The 16,413-nt window shown below is 53.9% G+C and carries 13 protein-coding genes; 3 read left to right on the top strand and 10 right to left on the bottom strand.

Going from position 1 to position 16,413, the window contains the following annotated elements:
• Window positions 1-12: 12 nt before the first annotated feature.
• The 3 genes from E6C60_RS01060 to E6C60_RS01050 all read right to left on the bottom strand — a co-directional run bounded on the left by E6C60_RS01060 (window position 13) and on the right by E6C60_RS01050 (window position 3,191).
• On the bottom strand, window positions 13-648 hold the full coding sequence (locus E6C60_RS01060) for a bifunctional 4-hydroxy-2-oxoglutarate aldolase/2-dehydro-3-deoxy-phosphogluconate aldolase (protein ID WP_138224066.1): 636 nt from the start codon (window positions 646-648) through the stop codon (window positions 13-15).
• The gene (locus tag E6C60_RS01055) at window positions 645-1,676 is read right to left on the bottom strand and encodes a 2-dehydro-3-deoxygalactonokinase (RefSeq protein WP_138224065.1); all 1,032 of its coding nucleotides are present in this window, start codon (window positions 1,674-1,676) and stop codon (window positions 645-647) included. Before E6C60_RS01055 ends, E6C60_RS01060 begins: the two co-directional genes overlap by 4 nt.
• Before the next feature lie 93 nt (window positions 1,677-1,769).
• Window positions 1,770-3,191 (bottom strand): aldehyde dehydrogenase family protein, encoded by a 1,422-nt coding sequence (locus E6C60_RS01050; RefSeq protein WP_138224064.1) that lies wholly within the window; start codon window positions 3,189-3,191, stop codon window positions 1,770-1,772.
• 210 nt (window positions 3,192-3,401) lie between these two features.
• Between E6C60_RS01050 and E6C60_RS01045 the strand changes: the two genes are divergently transcribed.
• Window positions 3,402-4,190, top strand: a complete 789-nt coding sequence (locus E6C60_RS01045) for an IclR family transcriptional regulator (RefSeq protein WP_138224063.1) — start codon at window positions 3,402-3,404, stop codon at window positions 4,188-4,190.
• Between the two features lie 93 nt (window positions 4,191-4,283).
• On the opposite strand, the gene E6C60_RS01040 is transcribed toward E6C60_RS01045, so the two are convergent.
• Window positions 4,284-5,432, bottom strand: a complete 1,149-nt coding sequence (locus E6C60_RS01040; RefSeq protein ID WP_138224062.1) for a mandelate racemase/muconate lactonizing enzyme family protein — start codon at window positions 5,430-5,432, stop codon at window positions 4,284-4,286.
• A gap of 226 nt (window positions 5,433-5,658) precedes the next feature.
• Between E6C60_RS01040 and E6C60_RS01035 the strand changes: the two genes are divergently transcribed.
• Together E6C60_RS01035 and E6C60_RS01025 are read left to right on the top strand one after the other, a co-directional pair.
• Window positions 5,659-7,572, top strand: coding sequence for a glycoside hydrolase family 127 protein (locus E6C60_RS01035; protein WP_175415123.1), 1,914 nt, complete (start codon window positions 5,659-5,661; stop codon window positions 7,570-7,572).
• A 428-nt stretch (window positions 7,573-8,000) separates the two neighbouring features.
• On the top strand, window positions 8,001-8,288 hold the full coding sequence (locus tag E6C60_RS01025; protein ID WP_138224059.1) for a CopG family antitoxin: 288 nt from the start codon (window positions 8,001-8,003) through the stop codon (window positions 8,286-8,288).
• A gap of 293 nt (window positions 8,289-8,581) precedes the next feature.
• Here the strand turns inward: E6C60_RS01025 and E6C60_RS01020 are convergent, their stop codons facing one another.
• The 6 genes from E6C60_RS01020 to gap all read right to left on the bottom strand — a co-directional run bounded on the left by E6C60_RS01020 (window position 8,582) and on the right by gap (window position 16,370).
• Entirely contained in the window at window positions 8,582-10,018 is a 1,437-nt protein-coding gene (locus tag E6C60_RS01020; protein ID WP_138224058.1) for a hypothetical protein, read from the bottom strand.
• A 281-nt stretch (window positions 10,019-10,299) separates the two neighbouring features.
• Window positions 10,300-11,586: a phosphopyruvate hydratase gene (gene eno, locus E6C60_RS01015; RefSeq protein ID WP_138224057.1), complete on the bottom strand. Its 1,287-nt coding sequence runs from the start codon at window positions 11,584-11,586 to the stop codon at window positions 10,300-10,302.
• 72 nt (window positions 11,587-11,658) lie between these two features.
• Entirely contained in the window at window positions 11,659-13,203 is a 1,545-nt protein-coding gene (gene gpmI, locus E6C60_RS01010; protein WP_138224056.1) for a 2,3-bisphosphoglycerate-independent phosphoglycerate mutase, read from the bottom strand.
• A 1-nt stretch (window position 13,204) separates the two neighbouring features.
• Entirely contained in the window at window positions 13,205-13,954 is a 750-nt protein-coding gene (gene tpiA / locus E6C60_RS01005) for a triose-phosphate isomerase (RefSeq protein ID WP_138224055.1), read from the bottom strand.
• Between the two features lie 91 nt (window positions 13,955-14,045).
• Window positions 14,046-15,227 carry a phosphoglycerate kinase gene (locus E6C60_RS01000; protein ID WP_138224054.1) on the bottom strand — a complete coding sequence of 394 codons (1,182 nt, stop codon included), beginning with the start codon at window positions 15,225-15,227 and terminating at the stop codon, window positions 14,046-14,048.
• Window positions 15,228-15,365: 138 nt separating this feature from the next.
• Window positions 15,366-16,370, bottom strand: a complete 1,005-nt coding sequence (gene gap, locus E6C60_RS00995) for a type I glyceraldehyde-3-phosphate dehydrogenase (RefSeq protein ID WP_138224053.1) — start codon at window positions 16,368-16,370, stop codon at window positions 15,366-15,368.
• Between the last annotated feature and the right edge of the window lie 43 nt (window positions 16,371-16,413).

Here is a 16,413-nt window from a genome sequence, read left to right as displayed (position 1 = left end):
GCCGGGCCCGACTTAATTTCCGGAGAGGCTTTGCACCATCTTGGCAGTATTGGACTCAATGCTTCCATAATCACCGGCATGAATTTCCTTCATCGTAACCAGGCTGCTGCCCAGGCCGACACCGACTGCGCCATTTCCAATATACTCCCGGGCATTCTGCGCATTCACACCGCCGACGGCAATAATCTTCGCCTGATTTAACGGAGCCAGGATTTCCTTCACATAGCTGGGTCCGAAGGAAGAGCACGGGAACAGCTTCACGTACCTGGCACCCGCTTCCATCGCCCGCACGACCTCTGTCGGTGTCATGGCACCGGGAAGCGGCAGCACCTCGCGCGCAAGAGCGCTCTCAATCACCGCCTCGCTGACGTGAGGGGAGATCAGGAACTCTGCTCCCGCCGCCATGGCCTCCTTGGCATCCTGAGCGTTCATGACCGTGCCGGCTCCAATTCGCATGCGTCCCTCGAAGGCTGCTCTCATCTCGGCAATGCCAGACAGCGCACCCTCCGAATTCAGCGTAATTTCAGCCAGGCGTACTCCGCCGGCGTACAGGGCCTCCATCACCTTGTTCAAGCGGTCCGGGGGAACATTCCTTAAAATAGCTATAATTTGATGCTGCTCGATATTTTCCTGTACAGTCTTTGTCATGACGTCATACCTCCCATGTAATATTGATACAGCGCAGCAGCTCCGTACACGCTCAGCAAGTCGGACTCTTCCTCGGAAATGACTTCAATCTGCAGTCCGGGATAGGCTTCAGCGAGAATCGGGGCTGTGAGCGACGGATACAGCGGTTTACCATAGAGCACAATCCGCTCCACGCCTTCCAGCAGGTACGGAGTCAGCATGGCCAGATCCATGGCGATTACCACGCCCAGCAAGAAGCTGCTTACTGCCCCCTTGCTGTGGCCGGATAACAGCCTTAGGGTCCGTACCGAGAAGAGCGCATGACCCGTGCCATACGTCCGGGCTGCCTGGAGCCCCTTCTGTACCCAGGGAAGCTCCGGCACCACCTCGTCCAGCGAAAGCACGCTGTCCTTCAGGATGGTATGCTGGGACACGGCCATCAGAAGCTCCCCGGACACAGAGGTCAGGCAGCCCTCGATGGATGATCCGCGCACCTTCATCCATTTATGGTGAGAGCCGTAATGCATCACGAGCTGGCCGTCGTCACGGCGGATCGGATGCTCCTTGTCTCTCTCTGCCAGGGAGGATACATCGTGATCCTGTGCTGCATAGCGGCTCAAATATCCGCATAGCTCCGTCTCTTCTCCCCGCATCATATCACATTCCTCTTCCGGCTCCCGAATGAATTTAATGCCCGGTACGAACAGGATCGGGTGGGGAATAACATCAGCGAACAGCTGCTGCTCCATCCGTGCTGCTACAGCTCTGCCATCCACCGGCCCCGGCACATGAGCCACTTCATGCAGCCCGGCGTTCGACGTGATCATGCCGGAGGCAACCACCGCCTCCACCTGTGACATGAGCTCAGGATGGAGCGCGCACAGCTCAGTATAGCTTTCTTTCAATGCAGCCTTTAACGGCTCGCTGCTGCCGGCAATCGCCACATCCTTGGCCCCGGCCGGCTTCTTTATGCTTGCAACCAGTGTATGGTGATCCAGCAGCCTCATCCGGCAGTTGGTCGTCCCGCAGTCAATGACTAACAGCTTCACATTGCTTCCCCCTAAATCCCTAAATAAACAGCAAGGGACGGGCAGATGTGTCTCAGCCCGCCCCCGCTTGATGGGATCCCTTATGGTTGAATCCTATTTACGAATAGAAATACGCTTGATGTAGTAGTACTCCTCCAGGCTGTAAGTGGAGCAGTCTTTACCGACGCCGCTCTCCTTCATGCCGCCATGCGGAAGTGCTACAGTGTAGTGCGGACCGTTGACACATACCGTTCCGGCCTCCAGCGACTCCGAAATGTACAGAATATGCTGCAGATTCGTGCCGAACACATAGGAAGCAAGGCCGAACTCCGTGCTGTTCGCTTCCTTGACGACCTCCTCAACCTCCCGGAACGTCATCAGCGACAGCACCGGACCGAAGATCTCTTCCTTAAAAATATCCATATCCGGGCGCACGCCGCTGATGACTGTCGGCTCCAGATAGTAGCCTTTGCTCTTGTCTGCAGGTACGCTGCCGCCAGCTTCAATGGCCGCTCCTGCCGCTAATGCAGAAGCAATCAGCTTCTGTACCCGGCTCCGGTGCCCATCTGTAATCATTGGGCCCATACCAGCGCCGGACTCCCGTCCCCAGCCCAGAGTGATCTGCTTCGTCTTCTCTACAACCTTTGCTTTGAAAGCCTCCTGCACGGATTCGTGAACAAAGACGCGGTTCGGGGAGACACAGATCTGACCGGCGTTCCCGAACTTCAGGGATACCAGCTGGCTCGCAGCCTGCTCCAGATCAGCATCCGCAAGCACGATGGCCGGCGCATTGCCGCCCAGCTCCAGCGAATAGCGCTTGATCGACGTATTGGATTGCCCGATGATCGCTTTGCCGGCCGCGGTTGAGCCGATCAACGTGATCATCCGCGGAATCGTGCTCTGATTCATCACGGCCGCGAGCTTCAGCGTGTCCCCGGTAATGACATTGATGACACCTGCCGGGAATCCGATTTCTTCAGCGATCGCACCGATCATTAGTGTCGAGAGCGGTGTTAACGGCGACGGCTTCAGCACGCAGGTGCAGCCCGAGGCCAGCACCGGACCGAGCTTGTAGGCAAGGTTCAGCATCGGGAAGTTCCAGGCCAGATAGCCGACAACGACGCCGACCGGCTGTCTTTTGATCAGATTCATATATGAATTGTCTTCGTCTTCAATAATTCGTCCATGCAGGCGTTTGGCTTCCTCATAATAGTAACGCAGGCAGCGGGGCAGCATGTCGAAATCCTCTTCCGCTTGAGCCAGCGGCTTGCCGGTCTCGCTCATCAGCACATCCAGGATCTGCTCCCGCTTCTCCTCAATCGCTTGTGCCAGACGCTCCATCCACTCTCCACGCTGCTGCAGCGGAGTTTTGGACCATGCCGGGAATGCCTTCTCGGCGCTCTTTAATGCAGCTTCGGCTTGAGCTTCTGTGGCCATGCGCAGTTCTCCGGCCAGCTCCTCTGTCGCAGGATTGTGGACCGACATCACATCGCCCAGACCCTCTACGGCAATTCCACCAATATAATGACTGTACATTGCCTCCAACTCCATTTTTAAATTTGTATTCTATATTTAAATGATAACGACAGCGTTTTCAGCTGTCAATGCTTAACTTTAAATATTGAGGTGGTTTTTATATATAGTTCACGCAATGAATGCGTTTTCTACAATGATTGGGCTTCATTTATGGTATAATCCCTAGTATGAGTAACGAAAGAACAGGAAGTCGGAGGCGGCTCTTCAATCATGACAACGACAAAGAAGTATAAAGCTCCCGCTGCGGAGAAGATGCTGGACATTTTGGAGTTAATGGCAAAAGAGAACAAGTATTTCTCAGTCACTGAATTGAGTCAGCGGCTGAGCATTTCGTCCAACTCGGTCTTTCGGATTATGAAGGAGCTGGAGGACAAGAAGTTTATTCAAAAAAACCCATTGGACAGCTCGTACCAGCTGACCGGCAAGCTGTATTATCTCGGCAGCTCCATCGGTAACCGGATTGCGCTGAAGAATATTGCGGAAGCGTCCATGCTGCTCCTGCGCGACTACACCCGGGAAACCACCCTGCTCACCAAGCTGGGCTCCCTCGGCCGGACGCTCGTGGTGGATCAGCTGGAGAGCCTGGAGCCGATCAAGTTTCTGTCTACGGTGGGCCTGGAGTACCCTTCCCACACCTCGGCGATGGGCAAATGCCTGCTCGCCTTCAGCCCGCCCAGCGTGCTGGAGCAATACCTGGAGCATAACGAGCTGACGCCCGTTACCTCCTCCTCGATTGCACATCCTTCCAGGCTGAAGGAGCAGCTGGAGCAGATCCGCGAGACCGGCTATGCGACCGACATGGAGGAATCCTGCGAAGGGCTGCGCTGCCTTGGAGCGCCGATCTTTAACGCTGTCGGCGAGATCGAGGGCGCGATCGGTATTTCCGGCCCGATCTTTCGGATGTCCAAGGATCACATGAACCGCTATAACAAGAAGCTGCTGGAGCAGGCCCGGCACATTTCCGAGCTGCTGGGCTACGATGCTTCACGGAAGGCTTAACAGCTTGACGCGTCCTGGCGCATTGGCCAGCAGATGACAACAGTCCCGGCACCATATGGTGCCGGGACTGTTTGTTGTATGTGCAGGGCTTGTTTATATCGTGGTGCCGTACTGCTCAATAATATCCCGGTTAATCTCAATACCAAGGCCCGGTGCCGTTGGAATGGCAACCATCCCGTTCTGCAGGGTGATGGCATTATGGATCAGCGCGGCCCGGAACGGATGGGAGGACTGGTCGTACTCCAGCATGGGCTCCTCCGGAGCCAGTGCGAGAGGGGCCGGAGCCAGGGTAGCGATGAACTGCAGCGAGGCCGCAAGGCCAATGCCGGAGCCCCAGACGTGCGGGATGACCATCGTATTCCACGCCTGCGCCATGGCTGCAATTTTGCGGCACTCGGTAAACCCGCCGGCCGAGCACAGATCCGGCTGCAAAATATCCAGCGCTCCTTGCGAAATCCAGCTCCGGTAGCCCGTTTTGCCGAACAGATTCTCGCCGGCGGCGATCAGGGTGCCGGTGAGGTGGCGAATGGACAGATATCCCTCCTGATCCTCCGGCGCCAGCAGCTCCTCCAGGAAATACAGCTTCTGCTCGCGGCACTCCAGCATCAGTCTTCGGGCGAGGCCCGCATTGTACGCTCCGTTGGCATCAGCCATCAGCCGTACGTCAGGCCCGATGGCTTCCCGCACGGCAGAAATGAGCGCGAGATCCTCCTCTATGCCGAAGCCGATCTTCAGCTTCATCGCACGCAGCCCGTTCTCTTTATGGCGAAGCGCCTCCTCTACTCCATCCTCAGGATAACGCCCCTTCTCGGTCCGGTAAAACCCTGTCGCATAAGGCATGACCTCTTGACGGTACATGCCGCCAAGCAGCCGGCTGACCGGCTGGCCGCATGCTTTCCCTTTAATGTCCCACAGGGCGATATCAATCCCGCTAATGGCATTCACAGCCGCCCCGCCCTGTCCGTAGGGTCTGGATTTATTGTACATTTCCTCCCACAGCACATCAGAGTCGAATGGATTTCTGCCGATCAGCAGCGGAGCAAACGCATGGCGGATAAACGCTCCGGCAATTTCTGGCGGCTGCAGCCCATGGCACAGGCATTCACCCCAGCCGGTAATGCCTTCATCTGTCTGAATTTCTACAATAACCGAGGAACGCTGGTGCACCCAGCCTTGCGAGAAGTAAAAGGGCTCATCCAGCGGAGATGTAAGAATGTGCACGCGCAGATCCGTAATGTTCATGGGAAACCTCCAGGGTACTATTTTTTTACCAATGTATATCTATATGATTTTTATGTCAATTGCCTATTTATATTTAAATAGATGGGGATTGTAAACGCAACCATTGCTTCTAGCCCTAACAGGTAAAAATAGTACTACTTTTGTTCTTTCTACTGCATGGAGGGGGAAGGGAAATGAGACTACAATGGCTGTAATAACATTACTTTTTTCTACAGGAGGGCTACCCTTGAAACATGACATTCGTAAAGTAAAACCTCTTCAAATGACAGATGCCCGCTGGACGTCCGGATTCTGGGCGGACCGCTTTGGACTTGCGCACCACGAAATGATCGACTCGATGGAGGAGGCGCTCCAGGTCAAGGAGAACGGTGCCTATATGCCTAACTTCGAGGTGGCTGCCGGCCTGAAATCCGACAGACATTATGGTGAGGACTGGTCTGACGGTGACTGCTACAAGTTCCTGGAAGCGTGTGCACATGTTTATGCGCTGACGAAAGACCCTAAACTGGATGAGAAGATGGACAAGTATATCGGCTTTATCGCCAAGGCTCAGGACGAGGACGGTTATATCAGCACCAACGTCCAGCTTAGCCATAAGCAGCGCTGGGGACAGCGGATTTTTCACGAGGATTATAACTTTGGTCATCTCCTGACTGCTGCATGCGTACACCACACAGCGACCGGCAAGGACAATTTCCTGAACGTTGCGATCAAAGCGGCGGACTATTTGAATCATACCTTCAATCCTTGTCCGAAGCATCTGATCCACTACGGCTGGAACCCGTCCAACATTATGGGCCTGGTGGATTTGTACCGCATTACAGGCAATGAGCAGCACCTGAAGCTGGCTGATATTTTCATGACTATGAGAGGCGCAGGCTACGGCGGCGAGGATCAGAACCAGGACCGCACTCCGCTTCGTGAAGAGTCTGAGGCCACTGGCCATGCGGTAACTGCGGTGTATCTGTATGCCGGGGCGGCAGATGTGTATGCTCATACCCAAGAGGAAGCAATTATGAACGCGCTGGAGAAGATCTGGGACAACATGTACCTCAAAAAGATGTACATCACCGGCGGCATCGGCTCCATCTACAACGGCCTTTCTCCGAACGGGGACAAAATCTGGGAAGCCTTTGGCACGGACTATCATCTTCCGAACCGTTCCGCATATACCGAAACGTGCGCGAACATCGGGAATGCCATGTGGTCTATGCGGATGTTTGACCTGACTCAGAATCCTAAATATATGGATGTCTTTGAAAGAGTCGTATATAACAACCTGCTGGGCTCCATGTCCATTGACGGCCATCATTTCTGCTACACCAACCCGCTGGAAACGCGCGGCGGCAAGCTGTTTAACCACTCCTCGCTGCAGACCCAGCATTTCCGGACGCAGCGCTGGTTCACCCATACCTGCTACTGCTGCCCGCCGCAGGTGCTGCGTACAGTAGCCAAGCTGAATCAATGGGCTTACGGACAATCCAGTGAAGGCTTGTACGTTCATCTCTACAGCGGCAATGAGCTGAAGACGGTTCTGGAATCCGGAGAAACATTGGAGCTGGACGTGCAGACTGCCTTCCCGGCCGAGGAAACCGTCTCGTTGACCGTGAAGAGCAGCCTGAGTCAGGAAACCTCCATCTTCCTGCGCATTCCGGCCTGGGCGGAAAAAGCTTCTGTGAAGGTTAACGGCAAGGCGCTGGAAGGCGTTGCGGCAGGAAGCTATTTCGAGATCCGTCAGGCCTGGAAGTCAGGCGACGTTATTGAGCTTGTCCTGCCTATGCAGATCCGCATGATCGCAGCGAATCCGATGGTTGAGGAAGCGCGCGGACAAGTCGCTTTCACATACGGTCCTTTCGTCTACTGCCTGGAGAGCATTGATCTTCCGGAAGGCACTGGCATCGATCAAATCCGGATTCCGCATCAGATCCAGCTGAGCGCCCAGTACGACGGGGAATTGCTGGGCGGTGTAGCCCGTCTGCAGGGAACGGCTGTGAAGCTTCCCGCTGCGGATCATAGCGATGCACTGTACAAGCCGTTCTCGCCTGTACAGACCGAAGACATCCAGATCAGCCTCGTCCCTTACTACGCCTGGAACAATCGCGGGCAAAGCGATATGTCGGTCTGGCTGCCACTGATTTAGCAATCGAGTAGGAGGCTGTCTATGAATTGAGCAGCCAACCTCTCACACCACCGTACTTACCGTCCGGTATACGGCGGTTCAACCGTATAAGTGCAAATGACGTAGACGCTCATACTGCGCAGGGAAAGCATAGTACCCTGCCTGTATGAGCTTTTCGTTCGTTATGATTTCAAGTTCTTTACGATATGTAACTTTTTTTCTCCATTTTTTAAAAATCGGGCTTGAGTAGCGTATTCCTTCGCTGTAAACTGTATATACTATGGTATATACAGTTTGGAGGATCACTGATGTTTAATGACGTCGAAGATCTTTTCATTTGGGACGATCACAATATCGAGCATATTGCGCGGCAATCGCATTGGGGTTATTACCGCTCGAAATGCCGAGGCTGATGAGAAAAGACTCTATAACAAAAGGAGGTCATCACGATGAAACGCATAATATCTAAAGAGGAGATCCCGACGAATATGACCGACGAAGAGGCTGCCGATTTTTGGGCGACGCACACGATGAGCAGCGAACTTCTTGAATCCTCTATGGCCGAGGATGATCTGCCGCACCGTCACGGCCGTACCAAAACGATCTCTATCCGTCTTGAACACGATTTGCTTCAGCGCATCCAGGAAGTCGCGGCGCAGAAGCATATGGGGTATCAGACGCTTATGAAGCAGTTCCTAATCGAACGCGTCTATGAGGAAGAGAAATTGGTTCGTTAACCTGTAAGGATACGTGGCCGCGAAGCGCGTCGAGGTTTAGGGAAACGTGCTTTTCGTTTTCCCCCATGCTTCGTGCTTCGCCTCGGCCGGTACGCTCGTCTACTAAGCTTTGGCCGCTGCGGTACGTAGCCATCCGAGCAATATTGGACTTCGCTTTGATTGGCAAGCTCGTCCATCTCACCATTCCTAAAATGTGATTACTGTTCGCTCAGCACGACTGACACCCTTCATTTCAAGAAATGTAAAAAGGCAGCGAGCCGGTTCTCCCGGCCGCTGCCTTTTTTGCATCTAACCTAGTAATCCTTGATCTGTGCATCGGTCAGAGGCTGATTGTTCTTGTTTCTGGCATCCTCCCGATACAGCACGCCGCCGTTTGTAGCCAGGGAATGACTGAAGCCGACCGACTGGATGTTAGCATTGCTGTAGTCCAGCGTGTAGGTTCCGCGCTCGACACTGAAGGTTGTATCACTGCGGTACTCATGGGACAGCATCAGCACGGGAACGACCGGCGAGGTGATCCGCTTCGTGCCGCAGATAGACACAGCATAGTCGCTGTAATCTCCGTTGCCCTCACGCTTGTTGTAGTCGATATAGAACAGGTCTGAAATTGCGAACCACGCCAGCTTGTTCGGGCTTTGCTTCGTCAGCTTGATATTGCCCTTCAGCTTCACATTCTCGAAGCGGCCGCGGTCGCGGTGAACATCATAGGTTTGTCCGTTATAGGTTACGGTCACCTTATCATCCGCATGGAACTCGGACACATCGGAATGAATCGCAAAGGCACTGTCTGTAGCCGTAATATTCGTTAGCGTAATGTCCCGGTTTACCTTCGCATGCGCTTTCAGATACACCGCCGCAAAGCCGTTCTTGTTGTGGACATTGACCAGCTCAACATTGCGGATTGCGCCCAGGTTCGGTCCGGACATGCTAATATTGTCTGTGTCCTTGCCGCTGCCTGGCTCCAGGCGGACGGTAACGCCGTTCTCTCCGTCGATGTTGCGGAGCAGAACATTATCGCCTGCAAACAGCTGCACCGTAGCATAGCCGCCATGAATCTTAGTCGCACTGACATCCTGTACCACTCCTTGCGTCGGAACCAGGCCAAAGATCGGGTTATAGACCTGCTCTCCGTTCACCAGCAGCCTGCCGGGACTGCCATCCTGATAAGGTACAAGCACGACGAACGGCTGGCCTTCATAATTCCCGTTAATATGAATGCCCGAGACCGCGAAGTTCTTGACGTTCGTGAGGCGCACGGGACGCTTGTCCCCGCCCTTATTGCCCTTGGTATTGATTGTGAAGCGGCCCGGGCCGATGGAGGACAGCTCAATATTCTGAATACGGGGCGCATCCACCGTTGCCGGGCGAATATCGAACAAAATATTGCTCGACATATTGAAGACGGCTCCCTGGTTCACTTCAACTCTCGTATTGGATTTATTAATCTTCATTGTGCCCAGATTATACGTTCCTGCAGCGAACTGGATAATGCCGCCGCCATCCAGCTTGGCTTGAATCGAGCTGAGACTCTCTCCAGGCGATACCAGCTTTTTATTTCCCGCCGTTACTTTATTCTCGAAGTACACCTTGCCGCCGTAAGACGTGGTGCCGATACCCTGGAAGGTCGCGGGATCTCCCGCCGCTGCAGATGCCGGGGCGGGAGTCATTCCCGCGGTCAGCACCAGTACCACAGCCAGACAAGCTTTACTTAACCATGAACGCTTTTTCATTATAGTCCTCCTCTATCATCTTAAAAGTGATCCTGCAGCCTGCGGCCTTTCTCGTTCTTGTGTCATCCTCTCCCTTCCCGATTACATCGCGCTATACTTCATACTGTAGTTATATAGCGCTTACATTTGAAGCAGCAAAAAGAGCTGTCTCTAGTAAGAATATACATCCCAGTTTATATATAGTCAATACTTTTATATTTGGTTATCGAGATATGGGCTTCTCCACGACAAAAAAAAGCCCGGCTTCACCTGCTAGAGCAGGGAACCGGGCTTGCCTTCAATTACTTCTTCAAGTTGTAGAACGACTTCAGGCCGTTGTACTGAGCGAGCTCACCCAGCATGTCCTCAATGCGGAGCAGCTGGTTGTACTTCGCTACGCGGTCGGTACGGGATGGAGCACCGGTCTTGATCTGACCCGCATTGGTTGCCACTGCGATGTCTGCAATCGTGCTGTCCTCGGACTCGCCGGAACGGTGGGAGATTACAGCTGTGTAGCCTGCGCGCTTCGCCATTTCGATAGCGTCAAAGGTTTCCGTCAGCGTACCGATTTGGTTCACTTTGATCAGGATGGAGTTACCGATACCTTCTTGAATGCCTCTGCCCAGACGCTCGGTGTTCGTTACGAACAGATCGTCACCCACCAGCTGGATTTTGTCACCCAGCTTCTCGGTCAGCAGCTTCCAGCCTTCCCAATCGTCCTCGGAGCAGCCGTCCTCGATCGTAACGATCGGGTATTTGTCTACCCACGAAGCCAGAAGGTCTACGAACTCTGCAGGCGTGTAGGACTTGCCTTCGCCTTCCAGCTCGTATTTACCGTCTTTGAAAAATTCTGTGGAAGCTACGTCCATACCGAGCAATACGTCTTCGCCTGGCTTGTAGCCGGCTTTCTCGATCGCTTCGATAATGGAAGACAGTGCGTCCTCATTGGACGTGAAGTTCGGTGCGAAGCCGCCCTCGTCGCCAACAGCCGTGTTGAGGCCTTTACTTTTCAGTACGGACTTCAGGTTGTGGAAGATTTCAGCGCCCATACGCAGCGCTTCCTTGAAGGATTCAGCGCCGACAGGCAGAACCATGAACTCTTGAACGTCTACGTTGTTGTCCGCATGAGCACCGCCGTTAACGATGTTCATCATCGGAACCGGAAGCTGCTTCGCGTTGAAGCCGCCCAGGTAAGTATACAATGGAAGATCCAATGCATCTGCTGCAGCGCGGGCTACAGCCATGGATACTGCCAGAATCGCGTTCGCGCCCAGCTTGCCTTTGTTCGGCGTGCCGTCGAGCTCGATCATCAGCTTGTCGATGCCAACCTGATCCAGCGCGTCCATGCCGATCACTTCTGGAGCGATCACTTCGTTCACGTTCTTCACAGCTTGCAGAACACCTTTACCCAGGTAGCGGCTGTTGTCGCCGTCACGAAGCTCAACCGCCTCGTGCACCCCGGTGGAAGCACCGGATGGTACGATAGCGCGGCCAATGGCGCCGGATTCCAGATAAATTTCAACCTCTACAGTCGGGTTGCCGCGGGAGTCCAGGACTTCGCGTGCGTATACGTCAGAAATAATGGTCATGAGTAGAGTCTCCTTTATATTATATTTTCATCTTGATGTTAGTGTAAGCTTACCACAGCCCGGGGGCCTGTTTCATCCACGCGCCGCGATCATGGAGGTGCCTGTCATTTCCTGCGGCTTCTCCAGGTTCATCAGATCGAGAATCGTTGGAGCGATGTCGGCCAGAATGCCGCCTTCCCGAAGCGTGATGCTCTCATCGGTAACGATGAACGGAACCGGATTCGTGGTGTGTGCCGTGAACGGACGTCCGTTCTCGTCAAATACCATATCCGCGTTACCGTGATCCGCTGTAATCAGGACAACGCCGCCCTTGGCAAGAACCGCATCCACGACTTTGCCGACGCACTCATCCGTCGTTTCCACGGCCTTGATTGTAGGCTCCAGCATGCCGGAGTGTCCCACCATATCAGGGTTGGCAAAATTCAGGATGATCGCGTCATGCTTATCCGCCTCAATCTCCTTCACGCAGGCATCGGCGACCTCGTAAGCGCTCATCTCCGGCTGCAGGTCATAGGTAGCGACCTTTGGCGAATTGATCAGCACCCGAGTCTCACCCGGCAGCTCAACATCCCGGCCGCCGCTGAAGAAAAAGGTGACATGCGGATACTTCTCCGTCTCCGCAATCCGCAGCTGCTTCTTGTTGTTCTGCACGAGCACTTCTCCAAGCGTGTTGTCGAGATTCTTAGGCTTGTAGGCAACAAAGCCCTCTACCGTTTCACTGAACAGGGTCAGGCAGACGAAATGCAGCCCTTCCGGGGACTTCGGTCCGCGGTCAAAGCCGGGGAAGTCCTTGTTCGTAAACACCTGAGACAGCTGAATCGCCCGGTCTGGACGGAAGTTCAGGAAGATGACCGAATCCCCGCTGTCCACCGTAGCTACCGGCTGGCCCTGGCTGTCCACCATAACCGTCGGCTCAAGGAACTCGTCATAGATCGATTTCTCATACGAGTCATGAATGGCTTGCAGAGGATCCACATATTTCGGGCCCTCCCCATATACCATAGCACGATAGGTCTTCTCGACCCGATCCCAGCGCTTGTCACGGTCCATGGCAAAATAACGCCCCGATACCGTAGCAATTTTGCCCACGCCGACCTCTTCAATCTTGGCAAGCAGATCGTGAATGAACTGCTTCCCGCTGTCCGGTGCCACATCGCGGCCATCCATAAAGGCATGGATATAAACCTCGTCCAGCCCTTCCTTCTTGGCCAGGTCGAGCATCGCGAACAGATGTGCAATATGGCTGTGTACGCCGCCGTCCGATACGAGACCGTACAGATGAAGCTTCCGATTGTTCTGCTTGGCCGCGCGAATAGCTCCTACCAGCGTCTCATTCTCGAAAAATTCACCGTCCCGGATCGACTTCGTAATCCGGGTCAGATCCTGATATACGATTCGGCCGGCACCGATATTCAGATGACCTACCTCGGAGTTGCCCATCTGGCCTTCCGGCAAGCCTACGGCTTCGCCGCAGGCTGTGAGCGTCGTGTTAGGATACTGCTTCAGGTAACGGTCATAATTCGGCTTATTCGCCTGGGCGACGGCATTCCCTGTAGTCGTGTTGCGCAGGCCGAAGCCGTCCATAATGATTAATGCGACGGGTCTTGATGCAGACATCTTACTTCGCCCCCTCAACGAGCTGGATGTACGAAGCAGGCTGCAGGCTCGCCCCTCCGACCAACGCACCGTCGATGTCGCTTTGTCCCATATACTCTGCCACGTTCTCCGGCTTCACGCTGCCGCCGTACTGAATGCGTACCTGGGAAGCAACGCTCTCCCCGTACATGCCCTGTACCAGCTCACGGATATAGGAGATAACTTCATTGGCGTCCTGGGAAGTGGAGGATTTGCCGGTGCCGATGGCCCATACCGGTTCGTATGCAATAATAGCCTGCACTGCTTGTTCTGCAGTCACATCTGCAAATGCAGCTTCCGTCTGAACCTTGCATACATCCTTCGTCTTTCCAGCTTCACGCTCTTCCAGGCTTTCGCCGACACAAACGATAGGCAGCAGTCCGTGGCGGAATGCCGCATGCATTTTCTTGTTGACGCTCTCGTCGGTTTCGTTGAAATACTGGCGGCGCTCGGAATGGCCGATGATGACATAATCCACGCCCAGGTCCTTCAGCATCCCTCCGCTGATTTCGCCTGTGAATGCCCCTTGATCTTCAAAATGCAGGTTCTGCGCACCGATCTTGATGCCCGTGCCTTCTGCTGCTTTTACCAGTGCAGGAAGAGTAGTGAAGGGCGCACAAATCACGCTTTCTACACCTTCTACAGCGCTGTTCTTGATTTCTTGCACGAATGCTTCTGCTTCCGGAATCGTCTTGAACATCTTCCAGTTGCCGGCAATAATAGGTGTTCTCACACAGTTCAACTCCTTTGATTCGCTGGAGCATCCGGACCTTCATCTGTGCGCCCGCATGCCCCTGCTGTCAAAATAACTCTATCTCAAGATACTACTTATCGTTCAGGGCTACAACACCAGGAAGCGCCTTGCCTTCCATAAACTCTAAGGAAGCGCCGCCGCCTGTAGAGATATGATCCATCCGGTCTGCCAGCTGGAATTTCTCAGCCGCAGCTGCGGAATCGCCACCGCCGATCACCGTGTACGCTTCCGTCTCCGCACAAGCCTGTGCGACCTGACGTGTACCATTGGAGAACGGCTCGATTTCGAACACGCCCATAGGTCCGTTCCATACGACCAGCTTGGAGTTCTTGATCACATCGGCATACAGCTCACGGGTCTTCGGTCCGATGTCCACGCCTTCCCAGCCGGCAGGAATGCCGTCGATGCCTACGATCTGGGTATTCGCACTTGCGCTGAAGTCATCAGCCACGACAATGTCCACCGGAAGGTAGAAGTTCTTGCCCAGCTCCTTCGCCTTTTCCAGGAAGCCGAGTGCGGTATCCAGCTTGGAATCATCACACAGGGACAGGCCGATTTCATGGCCTTGTGCCTTCAGGAAGGTGTAGGTCAAGCCGCCGCCGATGATGATGTTGTCAGCCAGGGTAAGCAGATGGTTGATGACGTCAATTTTGTCTTTTACTTTGGAGCCGCCAACGATCGCTGTAAAAGGACGATCAGGGTTAGACAGCGCCTTGCCGAGCACGGACAATTCTTTCTCCATCAGAAGGCCGGATACGGCCGGAAGATGATGCGCAATGCCTTCTGTAGAAGCATGGGCACGGTGAGCTGCACCGAACGCATCATTGACGAACAGGTCTGCCAGCTCTGCGAATTGCTTCGCAAGCTCAGGGTCATTCTTCTCTTCGCCCGGGTAGAAGCGAACGTTCTCCAGCACGAGCACCTCTCCAGCCTGCATGCTCTGGATCTTGGATTTCACCGCTTCACCAACAGCCTCATCGGCTTTGGCTACCGGCTGGCCCAGCAGCTCGGACAGGCGCTCGCTTGCTGGTGTCAAGCGGAGTTCTTCTACAACCTCGCCCTTCGGACGGCCCATATGGCTCGCCAGAATGACCTTCGCACCCTGCTCTACCAGGTACTTAATGGTCGGCAGCGTTTCACGGATCCGGGTGTCGTCGGTAATTTTGCCGTTTTCGAGCGGCACATTAAAATCAACACGGACAAATACCGCTTTGCCTTTTACTTCTACATCACGCACACTTTTCTTGTTCATCTCCACGTTCCTCCTAAGAAAACTATTCTCCTCACCAACAGCAGGCGGCTCTCTTTTTCTCTATAAAAAACGTTTCATTACAAACCAAAGAGGAGCACCTCAGGGAACCCCTCTTCGATTTATAGCACAATCTAATAATTACAGACCTTTGCTTGCGATGTAAGCAGCCAGGTCAACGACACGGTTGGAGTAGCCCCACTCGTTGTCATACCAGGAAACGACTTTAACCATGTTGTCACCGACAACCATAGTGGACAGGGAGTCGATGGTGGAGGAAGCTGGGTCACTGTTGTAGTCGCTGGATACGAGCGGCTCTTCAGAGAAGTTCATGATGCCTTTCAGCGGGCCTTCAGCAGCAGCCTTCAGCGCACCGTTAACTTCTTCCATCGTTACGTTCTTGGACAGCTCAACAACGAGGTCTGTCACGGAAACGTTCTTCGTAGGTACACGCATAGCCATACCGTTCAGCTTGCCTTTCAGCTGTGGCAGAACCAGGCTGACGGCTTTAGCTGCGCCCGTTGTGGAAGGAATGATGTTCTCGGCAGCAGCACGGGCACGACGCAGGTCTTTATGCGGCAGATCCAGTACTTGCTGGTCATTGGTATAAGCGTGAACCGTTGTCATCATGCCTTTTACGATACCGAACTGCTCGTCAAGCACTTTCGCGAAAGGAGCAAGACAGTTCGTTGTGCAGGATGCGTTGGAGATTACATTGTGGTTCGCTGCATCATACTTGTCTTCGTTTACGCCCATAACGATCGTGATGTCTTCGTTCGTTGCCGGAGCGGAGATGATAACCTTCTTCGCGCCGCCCTTCAGGTGAGCTTCTGCTTTCTCCTTCGCAGTGAAGATCCCTGTGGATTCTACTACGATTTCAACGCCATGCTCGCCCCAAGGCAATGCTTCAGGGTTACGCTCTGCAAATACCTTTACTTCGCGGCCGTTTACGATCAGCACGCCCTCTTTAGCTTCAACTGTCGCGTTCAGTCTGCCGTGCGTCGTGTCGTATTTCAACAGGTGTGCAAGCGTGCTTACGTCTGTCAAGTCGTTGATTGCTACGATTTCTACATCGTTGTTGTTCAGCGCTGCGCGGAACACGTTACGTCCGATACGTCCAAATCCGTTAATACCTACTTTAACCATGAGTAATTCCCTCCATATAGTGAAAGTTTTATTTATTCAAGAC

This window comes from Paenibacillus algicola (assembly GCF_005577435.1).
GTDB lineage: Bacteria > Bacillota > Bacilli > Paenibacillales > Paenibacillaceae > Paenibacillus_AQ > Paenibacillus_AQ algicola.
Note: the sequence above shows the minus strand (reverse complement) of the source record. Positions and strands in the feature narration are given on the sequence as shown.